Raw genomic sequence first — 19,096 nt, forward strand, 5'->3', positions numbered from 1 at the left:
GCCGCCAGGCCGGGCCGCGTTCGGCAAGGCGCGGGTCGCCGGCAACGGTCATTCCCTTGCCAAGACCCGCAACGCCGCATGGCGGCATTTGCCGCGCAGCCTCGGCGGCCCCACCCGCAGGGACGGGGCCCGTTTGGCGCAGCACGGCGTCGCTCGTCGTTCATTTGGAATGACCAAACTTCTCTCCTCGTTCCTTGTTCTGCGCCAAACGGGCCTCCGTCGCGGCCTACGCCAAAACGTCAACAGGCCCTAACCCAGCTCCGCGGCCAGCGCCCGGATCTGCTCCTGGCGCTCGGGCTGCTCGCGCCGTCGCCCCGGGTTGAGCGACGACCACTCGGGATGGGCACGGGCCTTGCCGAGCGCCTCGGGCAGCCGGCCTTCACGCCAGCCCTTGTCCTCCGGGGTATCCAGCCGGATCGCGTGCTGCGCGGCGTGGCCGCGGGCGGCGAGGGCCTTGAGCAGCTGGCGCTGGCGCAGGGCGAGCAGGCGCAGCACGGCGTCGTCCACGGTCAGCTCGCGCTCGCCGCGCAATTTCCCCATGAGGCGGTTGCCGTAGTGGCGGGCGGTCTGCGCGCCGCCGCCGGCCAGCGCGCCGATCAGTGCGGCGGCACCCAGGGTCAGGCCGCCGACCAGCAGGTCGACCCCGGCGCCGGCCGCCGCGCCCGCGGCCATCCCGCCGCCGATCTTCACGCCGAGCTGGCGCAGGGTTTCCGGGTTGAACAGGTCGTCGCCCCAGCGCCCGTCGAGCAGCGGCAGGTCGGCGGCGGAAGCGTCCTCCGGGCGGAAGGCGTAGAGGCGCAGCAGGGCCTCGACGCAGCGCTGCTCGCGCTGGCGCACGGCCTCGTGCAGCTCGCGGATGGCCTCCTGCTCCAGCTCGGCACGGGCCTCGACGCGACGCCGGCAGGCGGCGACGTCGATCAGGAGCTCGGCGATCAGCCGGTTGCCGCTGTCCAGGCGCGCGGCGGCCTGCGCCTCGTGGGCGCGGACCAGCCGCTCCAGCTGCGGACGGGCCGACTCCAGCAGCAGGGCCAGGCTTTCGTAGAGGCGTCGCTCGCCGTCCTGCGGCGGCGCCACGGTGTCGAAGCGCACCATGGCGTGCAGGCCGAGGCGGGCCAGGGCGGCGCGCCAGGCGTCCTCGCGGGTGCCGGCGCGGCCGACGAAGTTCAGTACCGGCAGCAGCGGCCGGCCGCAGGCGGCGAGCACCTCGAGCTCGTCGCGGTACTTGGCCAGCACCGGTTCGCGGGCGTCGATCACGTAGAGCCCGGCGGCCGAGCCGAGCAGCTGGCGCAGCACCTTGGCCTCCTGCTCGAAGCGCTGGCGCGCCTCGGCGCCGCCGAGGAAGCGGGCGATCCGCGCCGGGCCGTCGAGGCGCTCGCCGGGCCGCTCCAGGCGCTCGATGTGCTCGAGCAGGGCGATGGCGTCTTCCAGGCCGGGGGTGTCGTACAGCTCGAGCAGCGGTTCGCCGTCCACCGACAGGCGGGCGCCCTCGACGTGGCGGGTGGTGCTCGGCCGGTGTGACACCTCGCCGAAGCCGGTGTCGCGGGTCAGGGTACGCAGCAGCGAGGTCTTGCCGACGTTGGTATGGCCGACCACGGCGAGTTTCAACGGCTCAGTCATGTCCGGTCTCCAGCCAGGCCAGCGGGCTGTCGCTGCCGTGGGGCAGACCCAGCTGGTTGAGGGCGATGCGCCAGTCATCCAGGCGCTCCGCGTTCAGTTCCTCGCCGGGCGGCGGCGGCAGCAGCCAGACGCGCGTCTGCCCGGCGCTGCGCGACAGTTCGCCGAGCAGTGCCAGGGTGCCGCGGTCCGGCGAGCGCAGCGGGTCGACGGCCACCGCCAGGCGCGCCGGCGGCTGTTCGGCGAAGCGCTCGAGCAGCCGCCGGCGCTGTTCGCGGCTGTCGAGGATGCCGGCATCGCCGACCGCGCCGGTCAGCACCGGCGGCCAGGGGCGGCTCTCGTCCAGCTCGATCGCTACCAGTTGGGCAGGGGTGCCCTCGACCAGACTGCCTAGGGCGCTGGCCGGGATCCCGGGCATGACCGCGGGCGCGGCGTCGCAGACGCCGATGCGCTCGCTGGACGGCTGCAGGCGCTCGGCGAGCAGGCGATAGCCGGGCAGCGACAGGTCCAGGACCAGACGGGCGCGACCGGAGAGCCAGCAGCCCAGGCAGAGCAGGGCGAGCAGCAGGCGCGGCAGCAGGCCGTAGACCAGCAGCACGCCGAGCAGCCAGCCGGCCCAGGCCTGGCGCGCGGCCTCGGCGCTCAGCGCCTGGTCGGCGCTGGCGCGGATGGTGGCTGCATCCGGCAGGCTGAAGCCGAGCAGCGCCGGCAGGGCGCCGAGGCCCTGGGTCAGGGCGACGAAGGTGTCGCCGTCGAGCAGGGTGGTCTCCCAGTAGAAGCCGTAGCTGCGGGTCGACAGCAGCGCCAGCAGGGTGACCAGCGCGCTGCCCAGGGCGAGCAGCCAGAAGCCGTGGACCAGAAGCCCCAGCCCCCAGAGACCGAGGTGCCGACGCTGCAGCAGGAGCAGCAGCGCCGGGGCCAGCTGCGCCGCCCGGGCGTCGCGGGCGAACTTCTCGCTGAGCCACAGCCACAGGCGGCCGAGCACGCCGCCGCTGTCGCCGGCGAAGAGCAGGCCGAGCAGCCAGCCGCAGAGGGTCAGAAGGTGCAGGCCGAGCAGGCTGCCCAGGGCCCAGAACACGTTGACCGGGCCTTTCTGGTCGGTGCCGAGGGCGGCCAGGGCCATGCCGGCGCCGCCGGCCAGGGCGAAGGCCAGCAGGGCGGCCAGTGCCAGGCCGCCACCTTGGCGCCAGTGGCGCAGGGCGGTGAGCAGGCCGTCGCGTTCGGCCAGCCACAGGGCGCGGGTCTGGATGCGTCGGGTGAGATCGCCCCCGGCGGCGCGGGCGCGGCGGTTGGCCTCGGCGTCCTCCAGCGGGCCGGCGAACTCTTCGCGCAGACGGATGGTTTCGGTCAACCAGAGGCGGTGGAAATCGGTCGATGGAGTACTCACGCGGTCTCTCGATGGCGGTTCGGTTGCTGCCAATGAGGATAACCGTTCAGGCTCGGCCGCGGGCAAGTCGATACGAGCGTACCGGGTGCGCCTGGCGCACCCGGCAGGGGATTACGGCTGCTCGCGCAGGCGCAGGGCGATGTCCGGATGATCGCTGAACAGGCCGTCGATACCGGCATCGAGGAAGGCGCGGATTTCCGCTTCGAGATCGCCGCGCTCGGTGGGGTTGCCGCTGCTGCGCAGCGCGAGCGGCAGGAAGTTGTTCTCCGCGCGGAAGGTGTAGGGATGCACCGCGAGGCCGGCGGCATGGGCGTTGGGCACGAAATCGCTGGGGCTGCCCAGGTTGCCGTTGGCGTCGCGCGGAATGATGTAGCCCTTGTCCGGGCCGACGCCGTCGGCGTAGGCGGCGATGGCCTGCAGCCCGGCCGGGGTGGCCATCTGCGCGTAGCTCAGGGCGCTGCCGATCACTTGCTGGTCGTAGGGCAGGCCGGAGCCGAACAGCTGGACCAGGCGCAGCGGGGTCAGCCGGCGCAGGGTCTTGAGGTTCTCCACCTCGAAGGACTGGATGTACACCGGCGCGTGGCGGCTGTGGTAGCCGTTGCGGCGGAGGATCTCCACCAGCGGCTCCTCCATGGCCAGGCCGAGGTGCTGGAAGTGGGTCGGGTGCTTGGTCTCCGGGTACAGGCCGATGCGCCGTCCCTGGCTCTTCTCCAGGCTCTTCACCAGGTCGATGATCTCCTGCAGGGTGGGCACCTCGAGGGACTTGTCCAGGCGGGCGTTGCCGGGGCGAGTCGCCGGGATGCGCTCGATGACGCGCAGGGTCTTGATCTCCGCCAGGCTGAAGTCCTCGCTGAACCAGCCGGTCAGCTCGACGCCGTCGACGCTCCTGGTGCGCCGGCGCTCGGCGAACTCGGGGTGCGCGGCGACGTCGGTGGTCAGGTCGAGCTGGTTGTCGTGGCGGGCGACCAAGTGGCCATCCCGGGTCATCACCAGGTCCGGCTCGACGTAGTCGGCACCCTGCAGCACCGCCAGCGCGTAGGCGGCCAGGGTGTGCTCAGGCAGGTAGCCGCTGGCGCCGCGGTGGGCGATGACCAGCGGCCCGGGCTCGTCGGCCCGGGGCTGCGCTGCCTGCGGCTCCGAGGCGGCGCAGGCCACGAGGGGCATCAGCAGCAGGGGGCTGGCGGCGAGCCAGCAGCAGGACAGTACGGACGGCATGCGGGACATCGGTTCCTCTCCTTGGGACATGGAGCGCCCAGCCTGCCCGAGCGCGGTGACGCTTCGGCGATGGCCGGATAACGATCCCGTGGCGGTGGCGTGACGGCACGTGAGCCGGAGCTCTGCTATCCTCGCCGCCATGAACACGCCCCGACTCCCCCTCGCCCTGATCGCCGCCGTCGCCGCCAATGGCGTGATCGGCCGCGACAATCGCATGCCCTGGCACCTGCCGGCGGATCTCAGGCATTTCAAGGCCACCACCCTCGGCAAGCCGGTGGTCATGGGCCGCAAGACCTGGGACTCCCTCGGCCGCCCGCTGCCCGGCCGGCTCAACCTGGTGGTCAGCCGCCAGCCGGACCTCGCCCTGGAGGGCGCCGAAACCTTCACCTCGCTCGATGCCGCCCTGGAGCGCGCCGACGCCTGGGCCCGCGCGCAGGGCGCCGGCGAGGTCATGCTGATCGGCGGCGTGCAGCTCTACGCCGAGACCCTGCCGCAGGCTGGACGCCTCTACCTGACCCGCATCGACCTCGCTCCCGAGGGCGACGCCTTCTTCCCCGCCTGGGACCCCGCCGACTGGCGCCTCGCCTCCCGCGAGGAGCACCCGGCCACGACGGATGCGCCGGGGTATGCCTTCGAGGTATGGGAGCGGGGGTAGGGGCGGGACGGCGAAGCGGTATCCCCAGCCTCGCGATGCAGCGTCAGTCCTGGGCGTCGAACGCCTTCTGGTAGGCCACAGTGCCTGTCGGCACCACCGCACCAAAGGCAATGGCCTGAAAATACTCCGGCGGGACACCGGGCAGAACAAGCGCAGGTTCCGCCCTGAAGCCGAAGCGGCCATAGTATTCCGGTTCTTCCAACACGACGCAGCCGGCGGCGCCGAGCCTGCGCAACTCCGTCAGCACGTGCTCCACGAGCCCTGTGCCGATCCCTTGTCCCTGGCATTCCGGCGCCACGGAGAGCGGGCCCAGGCCATACCAGCCGGCGCTGCCATCCGAGATCGCTACCGGCGATACGGCGACATGCCCGACGACCTCGCCCTCGCGCTCGGCCACGAGCGAGAGGGATAGCTGCCCGGCATCGCGCAACGCGTTGACGATGAAGTGCTCGGTATGACTGCCATGGGGAGCATCGAGAAAGGCTGCCGCAGTCAGGGTTTCGATGACTGCAACGTCCGCCTGGGTTTCGCTGCGTATCCTGATCGTCATGCCGAGGGTTCCTTGGGGTGTCCGTGACGATGGGGCGCGCTGCTCGACGTATCCCTTCAGGCTGCCGAGCAGGGCATCCCAGACCCTGTCCATGATGCCGAACATCTCATCCGACCTCAGGTTGTCCTGCTCGAGGTCCAGCCTGGTCCCTTGCCGCTCCGGCGACAGGCGGTAGTCGATGGTCAGATGGTTCTCCGGCGTTCTTTCCGTGCCGTGATTGTCGCTCCAGTAGCCGTATCTGAGTCGGCTGGGGCGCGCGAGGGCCTGAATCACGCCATGATCGGTGAATTGCCTTCCCTCGCTTTCGCCCTCCAGCAGGATCTCGCCGCCTTCTTTCCAGTCGGACGTCACCTTCTGCAGGGGAAAATATTCGACGATGTCGTCCGGGGTCGTAAGCGCAGCGAATACCGCCTCCGGAGCTGCATCGATGTGAAGGGTCTTTTTGAGGGTGAGGCCGCTCATTGATGACTCCTTGAGTGGGGGCCCGCCGGTTCGGTAGCGGAAGACGCCGTTCCACGAGGCATGGGGCGCTGCTAGCCGCTGTGCTGCCGGTCCTTGTGCTTGGGGTGGCGCGGTCCTTTGGCGGAAAAGTGCCAGGCCGGCCAGATGAAGAACGCAAACAGAACGGCCTCGACGAGCAGGACCGTCGGCGTCATTACCCGCGTCAAGTATCCATCGAGGCCGATGGCGAGAAAGCCCGCGCTCGAAACGATCAGGAAGGCGCCGGCGACCAGGCGCACCCTGGGATTCTTCGCGCCAGCCACCAGCCTGGGCAGGCCGATGAGCAACGGCCCCGTGCCGAGGGCCAAACCAATCATCAGGATCGGCGAAAGGAACGTAGCGAAGGCATTGCCCGCATGGGGCTCTCCCAGGCCGGAGGCGAACAGCCGAAGCAGATAGGGCGGAGCGACGGTCAAGGCGCAGCCCAGAAGAAGCGATATCAGTCGAAGCAGTGTGATCATGAGCCAGCGCCAGAGCTCGGCCAGCCGGCAGGGCTGGAGCCCCGTGGGGCGTGGTACGGCAAGTCCAGACCGCCGATGGGCCAGGAGGACGGATTCCTTCGCACAGTATTTCACCCGTACCCCAATGTCCATTTTGCATTCCTTCCTGCTCCGCAAGGCCCTCCGGTCTCATGCGCTGCCCGGCGTGTAGCTTGACGTCGGACCGGCGCTTCCCGCGGGGGCGGGGCAGGCCATGCGGGGCGACGGTTCGACCCGGGCGGCGCGACGATCGGCAGCATGCCGCTGTCATCGTTCCTTCATCTGATTTTGCGCGGGAAACCCCGGACTTCTAGTCCGGGGAGGGATAGCGCGGCGCTCGCAGAGCGCCCCTGTTCCCGCTTTCTCCGTTTCGGTGTGGCCATCTTCACATTGCGGATGGCAACATGTGATGCATGAACCGTGCGTACAAATACCGTTTCTACCCGACACCTGAGCAGGCGCAATTGCTGGCTCAGACGTTCGGCTGTACGCGCTTTGTCTATAACCATGTCCTGCGCTGGCGAACCGATGCATTCTTCCAGCGGCAGGAGAAGGTCGGGTATCTGGAAGCCAATGCGGAACTCACCAGGCTCAAGCGCTCCGGCGAGTTGCCGTGGCTGAACGAGGTGTCGTGCGTCCCGCTGCAGCAGTGTCTTCGCCATCAGCAGACCGCGTTCAGGAACTTCTTTGCGGGCCGCACGAAGTACCCGGCATTCAAAAGCAGGAAGCATCGCCAGTCCGCCGAGTTCACCCGGTCGGCGTTCAGCTACCGGGACGGCAAGCTGTACCTAGCCAAGTCCAGGACGCCGCTGGATATCCGCTGGAGCCGGCCGTTGCCTGGCGAGCCGTCCACCGTCACCGTTTCCAAAGACTCTGCAGGCCGGTACTTCGTGTCCTGCCTGTGCGAGTTCGAACCTGAGGCCCTGCCCGTCACGCCGCAGATGATCGGCATCGACCTGGGCCTGAAAGACCTGTTCGTCACCAGCGAGGGCGAACGCATCGGCAATCCCCGCCATACGGCCAGATACGCCACCCGGTTGGCCCTGGCGCAGCACCGGCTGAGCAGGAAAAAGCTCGGCTCGAAGAACCGCGCCAAGGCCCGGCTGAAGGTGGCCCGTATTCACGCCAGAATCTCCGATTGCCGCATGGACCGCTTGCACAAGCTGTCCCGCAGACTGATCAACGAGAACCAAGTGGTCTGCGTCGAATCCCTCGCCGTGAAGAACCTGATCCGCAACCCGAAGCTGGGCAAAGCCATCGCCGATGCCGGCTGGGGCGAGTTCGTGCGCCAGCTGGAGTACAAGGGTGGCTGGGCTGGGAGGCAGGTGGTCGGCATCGACCGCTGGTATCCCAGCTCAAAGCGTTGCTCGTGTTGCGGGCATATCCTTGAGCGGCTGCCTCTGCCGGTCCGCTCCTGGAGCTGCCCGGAGTGCGGAACCGAACACGACCGCGACGTGAATGCCGCGATCAACATTAAAGCCGCCGGGCTGGCGGTGTTAGCCCTTGGAGAGAATGTAAGTGGCATTGGTCAAGTACCGCTGTCCGGTTCTCGGTGAATTGGGAATCCCCTTCCTTCAGGGAGGGGAGCAGTCAACGTTCCTTCATTGGAAGACAGCAGCGTTTGCGTTACTGTGCCTGCTCGCCAAGCATGACTCTGTTTCTCATTAGCGTAACTGGCTCTTTATCTCCCATGCTCCGGGTGCTGCGCGCATGCCTTCCCCCTTCCGTATCGGACTCCGCCAATGGATCTGGCGAGCATTTGCACGGAGCGCATTGATACCGCTGCTGCTGGTCGAAACGGTACTGATCGCCGTTTATCTGTTCAGCAATGGCGCCATTCGCGACGCGCAGATCGATCATCTGCGTGAGGTCGCCCTGTTCGATCTGCAGACGTCGGCCCGCCAGGAGTCGCGCAACATCGACCAGCAGCTGGCGCAGGTCGGCGCGCTGACCGAGCTGTTCCGCAACCTGACCGCCCGGGCCCTGCTGGAGACGCCGGCGACGCCGCCCGCCCCGCCGGCGCTGGCGACCACTCCGGATGGGGTGCGCTACAGTCCCGAGGACAGGGGCGGCAGCGCGGTCTTCTACGCCAACTCCACGCCGCTGGAGCGCCAGGACCTGGGCAAGGTCGCGCGGATGAGCAGCCTCGATCCGCTGATGAAGGAGCTGCAGCAGCGCAACCCGCTGGTGGCCAGTCTCTACTTCAACAGCTGGGACAACTACAACCACATCTATCCGTGGTTCCTCACCCATGACCAATATCCCCATGACATGGTCATCCCCAACTACAACTTCTATTACCTGGCCGACGCCCGACACAACCCCGGGCGCGGCATGGTCTGGACCGACGTCTATCTCGATCCGGCCGGCCACGGCTGGATGATGTCGGCCATCGCACCGGTCTACCGGGGCGACTTTCTCGAGGGCGTGGTCGGACTGGATATCACCGTCAGCAACCTGCTGGAGCAGATCGGCCGCCTGGAGGTACCGTGGAACGGCTATGCCATGCTGGTCAGCGACGACCTGAACATCATGGCCCTGCCGGCACCGGGCGAGGACGATTTCGGCCTCGACGAGCTGACGACGCACTCCTACGACGAGGCCATCCACAGCGAGCTGTTCAAGCCCGGGGACTTCAACCTGCGCCGGCGCCCCGAGACCGCCGGACTGGCCGCCGCCATCGCCGAGCGTCCCGAGGGCATGCTGACGGTGGAACTCCGCGGCCGGCCCAGCCTGGTGGCCTGGACCACCATTCCGCAGACCGGCTGGCACCTCTTGACCGTGGTCGACGAGGCTTCGGTGTTCGCCGAAACCAACGGTCTCGCCGGGCAATACGAGCGCATCGGCTACCTGATGATCGCCGGCCTGGTGGTGTTCTACCTGGCCTTCTTCGGATACATGTGGCTGCGCGCCCGCCACCTCAGCGAGCGGCTGCTGCGGCCCATCGACGGCATCTCGCGGATGATGGAGGAGATCGGCCGGGGCAACTGGCGCCCGGCCCCTGTCACCTCGCAGGTCGAGGAGCTGGACGCCATGGCCGGCCATGCCGGGCACATGGGCGAGCAGCTCGAGCGGAGCGAGCGGCAGCGGCAGCGGACCCAGGAGCGCCTCGAGCTGGTGCTCGACAGCGCCACGGAAAGCCTCTGGGAGCATGACTGGCGCACCCGGCGGATCAGCCTGCGCGGGCGCTTCTGCGAGCGCTTCGGGCTGCCGTCCGGCCCGCTCGACCATGAGGTCTTCATGTCGCGCATACATCCCGAGGACGTGCCGCGGGTCGAGACGGGCTTCCGGCTCATCGACAGCAGCAGCGGGCTGTGCGAGGCGGAGTTCCGCTTCCGCGACAGCCGCGGCAGCTATCACTGGCTGCTCGGCCGCGGCCGGGTGGTCGAGCGCGACCCGGTCACGGGGCAGGCCGTCCTGCTGGCCGGCACCCACGTGGACATCGACACCCTCAAGCGCACCGAGGCCGACCTGCGCCTGGCCATCGGCGAGGCCCAGGCCGCCAGCCAGGCCAAGTCGCGCTTCATCTCCAGCGTCAGCCACGAGCTGCGCACGCCGCTCAACGCCATCTACGGCTTCGCCCAGCTGCTGCGCCTGGGCCACGACGCCCGTGGCGAGGAGCAGGAGGTGGCCTACCTCGACGAGATCCTGACCGCCAGCCGGCATCTCAGCCAACTGGTCGACGACGTCCTCGACTGGTCCAACATCCAGGCGGAAAAGTTCAGCCTGGAGATGCAACCCGTCGAGGTGGCGGGACTGATGGCCGAGTGCGCCGAGCTGGTTCGCCTGGATGTGGAGGCCCGGGGGCTGTACCTCAACCTGGACCTGCCCGACAGGGGGCTGCTGATCCGTGCCGACCCGCGCCGCCTGCGCCAGGTGCTGCTCAACCTGCTGTCCAATGCGCTCAAGTACAACACTCCGGCCGGACAGATCAGCCTGACCTATCAGGTGGCAGAAGGGCATATCCGGCTGATCGTCGAGGACACCGGCCTGGGCATCGACAAGTCGAAGCAGGCGCAGCTGTTCGAGCCCTTCCAGCGTCTCGGGCAGGAGAACTCGGCGATCCAGGGCACCGGCATCGGCCTGTCGCTGTGCCGGCAGTTCGCCAGCCTGATGGGCGGCAGCATGGGCATGAACAGCAAGCCGGGCATCGGCAGCAGCTTCTGGATCGAGCTGTCGTTCGTGCCGGACGAGAAGGATGCCGGCGTGCCTGTCGAGGCGCCGGAGAGCGCGGCGCGCATCTTCTATGTCGAGGACAATCCCTCCAGCCAGTTCCTGGTGCGCAAGGCGCTGGCCGGTCTGGGCGAGGTCAGCGTGATCGACAATGGCAAGGCCGCCCTGGAGCGCATCCTGGCCAGTCCGCCGGACCTGCTGCTGCTCGACCTGAACCTGCCGGACCTCGGCGGAGAGCGCGTGCTGGAAATCCTGCGCCGGCATCCGGCAACCCGCTCGCTGCCGGTGGTCGTGCTCAGCGCGGTCGCCGATGCCGAGCGTCTGGCCAGGCTGGACTGCCAGGGCCTGCTCGGCAAGCCGCTGGACCTGGACGAACTGCGCGGGCTGGTCGCCGCCCTGCTTTCCCACACGGGTTCCCTGCGTGCTCTCTGAAAACCTGCGCGACTGCACGATCGTGGTGATCGAGGACACTCCGGCCAACCTGCGTCTGGTCGAAGCGACCCTGCGCGCCTTCGGCCTGCGCCAGGTCAAGGGCTTCTCCAGTTCGGCCGAGGGGCTGGCCTGGCTGCAGGAAAACCCCTGGGACCTGCTGCTGCTCGATCTGGACATGCCCAGTCCCGACGGCTTCGAGATTCTCCAGGCGCTCTCCGGGCGCAACCGCAGCAGCCGGCCGGTGCTCATCGTCACCGCCCTGAGCGATGCGCCGAGCCGCCGCCGGGGGCTGGAGCTCGGCGCCAACGACTACCTGTGCAAGCCGGTGGATCTGCCCGAACTGCTGCTGCGGGTCGGCAACAGCCTGCAGCTGAGCCAGGCCAGCCAGGCCCTGCAGCGCGAGCGCGACAACCTCGAACGCAAGGTGCACGAGCGCACCCGGCAACTGCTCGACAGCCATCAGGCGGTGGTGCGCAGCCTGTGCCGGGCCGCGGAGTTCAAGGACAGCGAAACCGGCAACCACATCCTGCGCATCGGCGAGTCGGCCGCCCTGCTGGCCCGCGCCCTGGGCCAGGACGAGGCCTGGGTCGAGAACATCCGCCTGGCCGCGCCCATGCACGACATCGGCAAGATCGGCATTCCCGACCGCATCCTGGGCAGGCCCGGGCAGTTCAGTCCCGAGGAGCGCGACCTGATGAACCGTCACCCGCGCATCGGCCATGAGATCCTGAGCGACCACCATGGCTCCAGCATGATGCAGATGGCGGCCGACATCGCCCTCCACCATCACGAGCGCTGGGACGGCAGCGGCTATCCGGGCGGGCTCGAGGGCGAGGAAATCCCGCTCGCCGCACGCATCGTCGCGCTCTGCGACGTCTACGATGCCCTGCGCAGCGAGCGGCCCTACAAGCCGGCCTGGCCGGTCGCAAAGGTGCAGCGCTTCATCCTGGAAAACGCTGGCCGGCAGTTCGACCCGCAGCTGGTCGAGGTCATGAGCGGACTCTTTCCCGAGCTGGAGAGGCTGCACGCCGAGATGGTCGATGAGCGTCGGGGGGAGCAGTGAGGGCCGGCGCCCCGGCGGTCTGTCCCGCGGCGACATGCCGAGGCGTCCGGGCTCGCCGGGATCGGCGTGCGGCCCAGCCTTTCCGGCAGTTGCCGGACGCATTCCGTGCGGTTGAGTGTCGCAGTTGGCCGCAGGCGTTGAACTTCCGAAATAACCCGTTGATCCATATCAAGTTTAAGGAAGGCCTCAGGCTCGCCCGGCGCCCCCCTGCAGGGGTAGCATTACCACAGCAGGATCAATCAATCTCGGCGGAAGTAGCAGAACATGAAACAACAGATTACCCGTTTGTCCCCCCATCAAAATGGCAAGGTCTGCGGCATTCTGACGGCGGCCACGTCTTTCTTCGTCTTCGTGCCCTTCCTGCTGTTCGTCTCGCTGTTCATGCCCGCGGCAGGCCGTCCGCCGTTCATCACCATTCTGCTGGTGCCGCTGTTCTATCTGGTCATGGGCTATCTCGCCGTTCTGATCGGCTGCGCCCTGTACAACTTCGCGGTCAAGTACATCGGCGGTCTGGAGTTCGACGCCAAGGACGGAAACCAGTAATTCCCTCCCGCAAGGCCGGAGGTCATCCGCGAACGCGGCTCCTCCGGAGCCGATGAACACCGCCGGGCAGACTCGCCGTCTGCCCGGCGGTGTCGTTTCCGGGATCCGATATCCGGCCGCCGAACGTCGTCGCCCTACGACAGCTCGATCAGTTCGACACGCACCTCGGCATTCTCGATATGCAGCAATCCGACCGCCACCGGCAATTTGAAGCGCCGCGGGCCGGCGCTGCCGGGGTTGACCAGCAGCACGCCGTCCTGCTCCTCGATCCGCGGCTTGTGCGAGTGCCCGCAGACCGCCACCTTGACGCCGCGCGCGGACAGATCGGCCGGCAGATGGGCCGGCTGGTGAACGACGAAGAGGCGCAGGCCGCCCAGTTCCAGTTCGAGGCTGTGGGGCAGGGCTTCGGCCCAGTCGCCCCGGTCGTTGTTGCCGCGCACCGCCGTGACCGGCGCCAGCCGGCGCAGGGCGTCGAGGATCTCCGGCGTGCCGATGTCGCCGGCGTGGACGATCCGCTCGCAGCCTTCGAGGGCGGCCAGCGCCTGCGGGCGCAGCAGGCCGTGGGTGTCGGAGATCAGGCCGATTTTCATCGCAGCACCTCCATCCTTCTTCCTGTTGCCCGAGTTTTGCCTGGCGAAAGGGTCAACCTCTGCGAAAAAGCAAACCCCGCAGAGGTTTCCACCAGCATGCGGGGTTCTTCGGATGCGTAGGGTGGGAAACGGCCGCAGGCCTTTCCCACCGATGGCGCTGGCCGGTGGAAAACGCTGGCGCGGTTTTCCATCCTGCGGGCCTGTAGGTCTTCAGTCGTCGAGCAGCGCCTTGTTGCGCACCGCGCCCTTGTCGGCGCTGGTGGCGAGCAGGGCGTAGGCCTTCAGCGCGGTGCTGACCTTGCGCGCGCGCGGCGCGGCCGGCTTCCAGCCCTTGTGGTCCTGGTGCAGGCGGCGGGCCTTCAGCTCCTCGTCGGACACCAGCAGGTTGATGCTGCGGTTGGGGATGTCGATGAGGATCTTGTCGCCGTCCTCGACCAGGCCGATGGCGCCGCCCGCGGCCGCTTCCGGCGAGGCGTGGCCGATGGAGAGGCCCGAGGTGCCGCCGGAGAAGCGGCCGTCGGTGAGCAGGGCGCACTGCTTGCCGAGTCCCTTGGACTTCAGATACGAGGTCGGGTAGAGCATTTCCTGCATGCCCGGGCCGCCTTTCGGGCCTTCGTAGCGGATCACCACCACGTCGCCGGGCTTCACCTCGTCGGCGAGGATGCCCTTCACCGCGGCGTCCTGGCTCTCGAAGATCTTCGCCGTGCCTTCGAACACCAGGATGGATTCGTCCACGCCGGCGGTCTTCACCACGCAGCCGTCCAGGGCGATGTTGCCGTAGAGCACGGCCAGGCCGCCCTCCTGGGAGTAGGCATTCTCGACGCTGCGGATGCAGCCCTCGAAGCGGTCGGTGTCGAGGCTCGGCCAGCGGGTCGACTGGCTGAACGCGACCTGGGACGGGATGCCCGCCGGACCCGCCTTGAAGAAGGTGTGCACGGCCTCGTCCCGGGTCTGGGTGATGTCCCACTGGGCGATGGCGTCGTGCATGCTCGGGCTGTGCACGGTCGGCACGTCGGTGTGCAGCAGGCCGCCGCGGGCCAGTTCGCCGAGGATGGCGAAGATGCCGCCGGCGCGGTGCACGTCTTCCATGTGGTACTTCTGGATGTTCGGCGCGACCTTGCACAGCTGCGGCACGCGGCGCGACAGGTGGTCGATGTCGCGCAGGTCGAAGTCGACCTCGGCCTCCTGGGCGGCGGCCAGCAGGTGCAGGATGGTGTTGGTCGAGCCGCCCATGGCGATGTCCAGGGTCATGGCGTTCTCGAACGCCTTGACGCTGGCGATCGAGCGCGGCAGCACCGATTCGTCGCCTTCGCCGTAGTAGCGCTGGCAGAGTTCGACGATCAGCCGGCCGGCGCGCAGGAACAGCTGCTCGCGGTCGCTGTGGGTGGCCAGGGTGGTGCCGTTGCCCGGCAGCGACAGGCCGAGGGCCTCGGTCAGGCAGTTCATCGAGTTGGCGGTGAACATGCCCGAGCAGCTGCCGCAGGTCGGGCAGGCGCTGCGCTCGTACTCCTCGACCTTCTCGTCGGAGCAGCTGGCGTCGGCGGCGGCGACCATGGCGTCGACCAGGTCGAGGCCGTGGCTGGCCAGCTTGGTCTTGCCGGCTTCCATCGGTCCGCCGGAGACGAACACCACCGGGATATTCAGGCGCAGGGCGGCCATCAGCATGCCGGGGGTGATCTTGTCGCAGTTGGAGATGCACACCAGCGCGTCGGCGCAGTGGGCGTTGACCATGTACTCCACGGAGTCGGCGATGATCTCGCGCGACGGCAGCGAATAGAGCATGCCGTCGTGGCCCATGGCGATGCCGTCGTCCACGGCGATGGTGTCGAATTCCTTGGCCACGCCGCCGGCCTTCTCGATCTCGCGGCAGACCAGTTGGCCGAGGTCCTTCAGGTGCACATGGCCGGGCACGAACTGGGTGAAGGAGTTGGCGACGGCGATGATCGGCTTCTTGAAGTCCTCGTCCTTCATCCCGGTGGCGCGCCACAGCGCGCGGGCGCCGGCCATGTTGCGGCCGAAGGTGGAGGTTTTCGAGCGATAGTCAGGCATGACGGTTCTCGGAAATCAGGCGGATACGGGACTGCGCAGGATAGCGCGATTGGCGGGAGGGCGCATCGGGCGGGCGACGTGGCGGGGAGGGCATAGGGTGAAGGGTTGAGTCTTCCGTTGCTTGTGGCTGAAGTCGACCCAGGCTGTGTGAAAACGTCGTCCTCGCCTAGAGTTGCTGAAGCAACGTCAGCGGGGGCGACGTATGAAGCGATTCATCGAGGAGGCAAGCCGGACGCAGGTCAGTTTGCTGCCCGAATGCCTGGAGGATTTCGTTGCCGAGGACAACCCGATTCGGGTGGTCGAAGCTTTCGTCGAGCAACTCGATCTGGCGACCCTGGAATTCGATGGGGTGGCGCCCGCGGCAACCGGACGGCCGTCCTACCACCCCGCGGTGCTGCTGAAGATCTACCTCTACGGTTACCTCAACCGCATCCACTCCAGCCGGCGCCTGGAGCGCGAATGTCAGCGCAACCTCGAACTGATGTGGCTGACCGGGCGGCTGGCGCCGGACTTCAAAACCATCGCCGACTTCCGCCGCGACAACGGCAAAGCCATCCGCAATGTCTGCCGGCAGTTCGTCGTGCTCTGTCGTCAACTCGACCTGTTCTCGCAGTCGCTGGTGGCCATCGACGGCAGCAAGTTCAAAGCCGTCAACAACCGTGATCGCAACTTCACTCCGGGCAAGATCCGCGCCCGCATGGAGCAGATCGAGAGAAGCATCGAGCGCTATCTAGCGGCGATGGATACCGCCGACCGGACGCAATCCGATGTCGCCGAAGCCAAGGCCAGCCGCCTGCAGGACAAGCTCGAAAAGCTCCAGCAGCAGATGCAGGCACTCAAGGAAATGGAGCAGCAGTTGCGTGAAGCACCGGACGGACAGATCTCTCTGACCGATCCAGATGCGCGCTCCATGGCCACCAGTGGCAGAGGCACCGGCGTAGTCGGCTACAACGTGCAGACGGCCGTCGATACTCAGCATCACCTCATCGTCGCCCATGAGGTCACCAATGTCGGCCATGATCGCTCCGCACTGGCGACAATAGCCGGGCAGGCGCGTAGCGCCATCGGGGTTGAAGACCTTACCGTCGTCGCCGACCGTGGTTATTTCAAGGGCGAAGAAATACTTGCCTGCGACCGATCTGGCATCACCGTCTATGTCCCTAAGCCGCTGACATCCAATAGCAAAGCGGACGGGCGCTTCGGCAAGCAGGATTTTGTGTATGTGCCGGAGAAGAATGAGTACCGCTGCCCCGCGGGGCAGAGCCTGATCTATCGCTACACGAATCTCGAGGCCGGCCTGACGACACATGCGTACTGGAGTTCGAACTGCAAGCAATGTGCAATCCGATCGCAATGCACCAGTGAGCCATTCAGGAGAGTTCGACGCTGGGAGCACGAGGACGTCATCGATGCTATGCAGCGTCGCCTCGATCATCAGCCAGAGATGATGGGCATCCGCCGCCAGACCGTCGAGCACCCGTTTGGCACGCTCAAGCACTGGATGGGCGCGACGCACTTTCTGACTAAAACGATGCCTCGGGTGAGCACGGAGATGAGCCTGCATGTGCTCGCTTACAACCTCAAACGGTTGATGAGCATCTTGGGCATCCGCGGAGCGGTGGCGGCCTTGCAGTCCTGAGGAGGACTTTTTCCACGCCCCTTGCCGTCTCCCGATGCCATCGGAGACCTCCGAGACCTACTACCGAAAGCAGAACGCTATGTCTGCCCAAATCCCATCCCAGCCCTTGCAATGGGCCAGGAGCGATGCAGAACCCGAGTTTTGCTCTTTTCACACAGCCTGGACCCAAAGCTGCCGCTCACCTCTGGCTGCTACCGGCCAGAGGCGGACTCGGGCCGCCTGCCTGCGATGATGGGCCTCAGAGACGATTCCTGGGCGGGGCAGTGCTGATCCTTCCATGCTTAAGATCACACTTAGCTGCACATTATGAGAATTAAGGTATCAACATAAACAACAATATACTTTGTTGTTCATCAATTTATATGCATTTTATGATATCTTATTTTATATAAGACATCTCCTGGCGCTATCTTATGAAAGACTTTTTCCCCGTGCAAAGCGCATCCCTGCTGTACCGCATAGCCCTGCTGGTGAAAGAGGCGCGTCTGCGCATGGGGATACGACAGGTTGACCTGGCAGAGCAAGCCGGGATCTCCCTTCGTGCGGTTCGGCACATCGAGGCCGGGAAAACGGAGGGCGTTTCGTTACGCGATTTCATGCTGGCGCTGTTTACTGTCGGGATTTCTGACCGGGTGTTCCAAGCGCTGATGGATGATCCCGCATTTGATGTCGATTTTCTGGAAACCAACACCAGCAAGCGCGTACGACTACCGCGTAGCGATGCAGAGGACTTCTGATGCCCAGCGCCTACATCTACATGGAATGCCCGATCACGGGGGAGACGGTGACCTTGGGCAAGCTCACCCTGGACGGTGGCGTCGGCACCTTCCGATATGCGCCGGAGGTAGTGGAGGGCAAGTGCTGGGTGCCTGACCCGATTCGTTTCCCGCTGTCCGCTCACCCCATCACCGTGCGCAAGAATGGCGGTGTGCCCGGCTTCATTGACGATGCGATGCCTGACGGCTGGGGGGAGCGGCTATTGCGGCGCACACAGAAGGGCGCGCTCAATCCGATTCAGCTCTTGCTGTTGTCACCGAACGAGGATCGTGCCGGAAACATCATGGCCGGCGAGTACCGTACGCCCAGGCCGGGTATAGGCGAAAAGCCCATGAAAATGCTTGAAGCCAAGGGGCTCGACCATTTCATCGATGTCTGCGCGGCGATCTACGACAGCCAGCTGACCAGCGAACAGCTGGAGGCCCTGAAAATACGGGATCAGCGCTCGGCAGTTGGGGGAGCCAGGCCCAAGCGCACCTACCGTTTCGACCACAAGCTAATTCTGGTCAAGCCGCGCGACAAGTTCGATCACTACGACCTGCCGGCATTCGAACATGCCTGCATGACCTTTGCGGCTGGCAAGGGGATGAGCGTTGCCCGTACTGCCCTACATCGCAGTGAGAAAGGCAACACTCTCCTGGTCGAGCGATTTGACCGGAAGTGGTCTGAGGATCAGAAGAAATTTCGCCGTATTCCGATGATGAGCGGCCTGACCCTGCTTGATGCCGAATGGCATGCGCAAGCCAATAACGGATGGATTTACGCCGCGCTGGCCGATGAGCTGTACCGCAGAGGCGCGCCAGATGCCGATCGGCAGGAACTCTATCGGCGAATGGCCTACAACGCCCTGGTAGGTAACAGTGACGATCATCCGCGCAACCACGCGGCGATCTGGCAGGACGGCGTTTGGCGGCTCTCGCCCATGTACGACGTACTTCCAGTATTGGGTGAGGGCCCAGTGCAGGGGCTTGCGATGGATGTTGGAATCAGAGGCCCCCTATTGAGCCGGGCCAACCTGTTGAGTCACCACCAGCACTTTGCGCTGTCCGAGGAGGATGCGGCGGGTATTCTGGATGAGGTCGCATCCTGGGAGCCGGAGCTGAAGGATCATTATGCGCAGCACCTGGCTGGCGCCGAGCTGGATGCAGCAGTCGACGCAACCAGCGGCAGGAAGCTGCTGACCTAAGGGGCGAGCCAGGCGAACCGGAATGACAGCGCTGCGCAACTTGTGGCGGCTCTTGCGTGGCAATCAGCCCTGATCTGGCCTCGGTTTTCCCTAGGTCTATCTACCTCAGGACAAATAGGCGTCCGTTCTTGGCCGCTCTCTGCCGGCCATGACCGGCCGGTTTGTGGCACTGCCCATGCCCCGCATCCCCGCTCGGCCCAGGATAAAACCCCATTTCCATCCCCCAACCACCGCGCCGACGGT

15 protein-coding genes and 1 pseudogene are annotated in these 19,096 nt (G+C 66.6%); 8 read left to right on the forward strand and 8 right to left on the reverse strand.

Translation table 11 applies throughout. The features are described 5' to 3' along the window. Nucleotides 1–249 precede the first annotated feature (249 nt). The 3 genes from GCU53_RS14535 to GCU53_RS14545 all read right to left on the reverse strand — a co-directional run bounded on the left by GCU53_RS14535 (nt 250) and on the right by GCU53_RS14545 (nt 4,165). Nucleotides 250–1,617 (reverse strand): GTPase/DUF3482 domain-containing protein, encoded by a 1,368-nt coding sequence (locus tag GCU53_RS14535; protein ID WP_167520074.1) that lies wholly within the window; start codon nt 1,615–1,617, stop codon nt 250–252. Beyond that, on the reverse strand, nt 1,610–3,001 hold the full coding sequence (locus GCU53_RS14540; RefSeq protein ID WP_152388248.1) for a DUF2868 domain-containing protein: 1,392 nt from the start codon (nt 2,999–3,001) through the stop codon (nt 1,610–1,612). The genes GCU53_RS14535 and GCU53_RS14540 overlap by 8 nt, the downstream gene beginning before the upstream one ends. A 111-nt stretch (nt 3,002–3,112) precedes the next feature. Then, nucleotides 3,113–4,165, reverse strand: a complete 1,053-nt coding sequence (locus GCU53_RS14545; RefSeq protein ID WP_244307186.1) for a glycerophosphodiester phosphodiesterase — start codon at nt 4,163–4,165, stop codon at nt 3,113–3,115. A gap of 190 nt (nt 4,166–4,355) precedes the next feature. Between GCU53_RS14545 and GCU53_RS14550 the strand changes: the two genes are divergently transcribed. Continuing rightward, nucleotides 4,356–4,871 carry a dihydrofolate reductase gene (locus tag GCU53_RS14550; protein ID WP_152389911.1) on the forward strand — a complete coding sequence of 172 codons (516 nt, stop codon included), beginning with the start codon at nt 4,356–4,358 and terminating at the stop codon, nt 4,869–4,871. Between the two features lie 43 nt (nt 4,872–4,914). On the opposite strand, the gene GCU53_RS26155 is transcribed toward GCU53_RS14550, so the two are convergent. The 3 genes and pseudogenes from GCU53_RS26155 to GCU53_RS14560 all read right to left on the reverse strand — a co-directional run bounded on the left by GCU53_RS26155 (nt 4,915) and on the right by GCU53_RS14560 (nt 6,515). Then, complete coding sequence (locus GCU53_RS26155; RefSeq protein ID WP_167520115.1) at nt 4,915–5,421, reverse strand: GNAT family N-acetyltransferase; 507 nt, start codon at nt 5,419–5,421, stop codon at nt 4,915–4,917. A 54-nt stretch (nt 5,422–5,475) separates the two neighbouring features. Beyond that, a pseudogene (locus GCU53_RS26160) lies at nt 5,476–5,883 on the reverse strand (SRPBCC family protein); the annotation flags it as partial. A 71-nt stretch (nt 5,884–5,954) separates the two neighbouring features. Beyond that, nucleotides 5,955–6,515 carry a hypothetical protein gene (locus GCU53_RS14560; RefSeq protein WP_244306779.1) on the reverse strand — a complete coding sequence of 187 codons (561 nt, stop codon included), beginning with the start codon at nt 6,513–6,515 and terminating at the stop codon, nt 5,955–5,957. Nucleotides 6,516–6,814: 299 nt separating this feature from the next. Here GCU53_RS14560 and GCU53_RS14565 point away from each other — a divergent pair, with 299 nt between their 5' ends. The 4 genes from GCU53_RS14565 (at nt 6,815) to GCU53_RS14580 (ending at nt 12,612) form a co-directional block, all read left to right on the forward strand. After that, complete coding sequence (locus GCU53_RS14565) at nt 6,815–7,957, forward strand: RNA-guided endonuclease InsQ/TnpB family protein (protein ID WP_152388251.1); 1,143 nt, start codon at nt 6,815–6,817, stop codon at nt 7,955–7,957. A gap of 154 nt (nt 7,958–8,111) precedes the next feature. After that, a complete protein-coding gene (locus tag GCU53_RS14570; protein WP_152388252.1) occupies nt 8,112–11,006 on the forward strand; it encodes a hybrid sensor histidine kinase/response regulator in 2,895 nt (964 codons plus the stop codon). Continuing rightward, nucleotides 10,996–12,069, forward strand: a complete 1,074-nt coding sequence (locus GCU53_RS14575; protein ID WP_152388253.1) for an HD domain-containing phosphohydrolase — start codon at nt 10,996–10,998, stop codon at nt 12,067–12,069. The genes GCU53_RS14570 and GCU53_RS14575 overlap by 11 nt, the downstream gene beginning before the upstream one ends. A gap of 264 nt (nt 12,070–12,333) precedes the next feature. After that, on the forward strand, nt 12,334–12,612 hold the full coding sequence (locus GCU53_RS14580) for a hypothetical protein (protein ID WP_152388254.1): 279 nt from the start codon (nt 12,334–12,336) through the stop codon (nt 12,610–12,612). A 134-nt stretch (nt 12,613–12,746) separates the two neighbouring features. Here GCU53_RS14580 and GCU53_RS14585 read toward each other — a convergent pair whose 3' ends face one another. Both GCU53_RS14585 and ilvD read right to left on the reverse strand, forming a co-directional pair. After that, entirely contained in the window at nt 12,747–13,202 is a 456-nt protein-coding gene (locus GCU53_RS14585) for a metallophosphoesterase family protein (protein WP_152388255.1), read from the reverse strand. Between the two features lie 210 nt (nt 13,203–13,412). Further along, a complete protein-coding gene (gene ilvD, locus GCU53_RS14590) occupies nt 13,413–15,251 on the reverse strand; it encodes a dihydroxy-acid dehydratase (protein ID WP_152388256.1) in 1,839 nt (612 codons plus the stop codon). 202 nt (nt 15,252–15,453) lie between these two features. On the opposite strand from ilvD, the gene GCU53_RS14595 reads away from it, so the two are divergent. From GCU53_RS14595 to GCU53_RS14605, 3 genes are all read left to right on the forward strand, one after another. After that, nucleotides 15,454–16,890 carry an IS1182 family transposase gene (locus GCU53_RS14595; RefSeq protein WP_152388257.1) on the forward strand — a complete coding sequence of 479 codons (1,437 nt, stop codon included), beginning with the start codon at nt 15,454–15,456 and terminating at the stop codon, nt 16,888–16,890. Between the two features lie 413 nt (nt 16,891–17,303). Continuing rightward, entirely contained in the window at nt 17,304–17,627 is a 324-nt protein-coding gene (locus GCU53_RS14600) for a helix-turn-helix domain-containing protein (protein ID WP_152388258.1), read from the forward strand. After that, nucleotides 17,627–18,853, forward strand: coding sequence for a type II toxin-antitoxin system HipA family toxin (locus tag GCU53_RS14605; protein WP_152388259.1), 1,227 nt, complete (start codon nt 17,627–17,629; stop codon nt 18,851–18,853). The genes GCU53_RS14600 and GCU53_RS14605 overlap by 1 nt, the downstream gene beginning before the upstream one ends. Nucleotides 18,854–19,096: the final 243 nt, after the last annotated feature.

Source organism: Azotobacter salinestris (assembly GCF_009363155.1).
Taxonomy (GTDB): Bacteria; Pseudomonadota; Gammaproteobacteria; order Pseudomonadales; family Pseudomonadaceae; genus Azotobacter; species Azotobacter salinestris.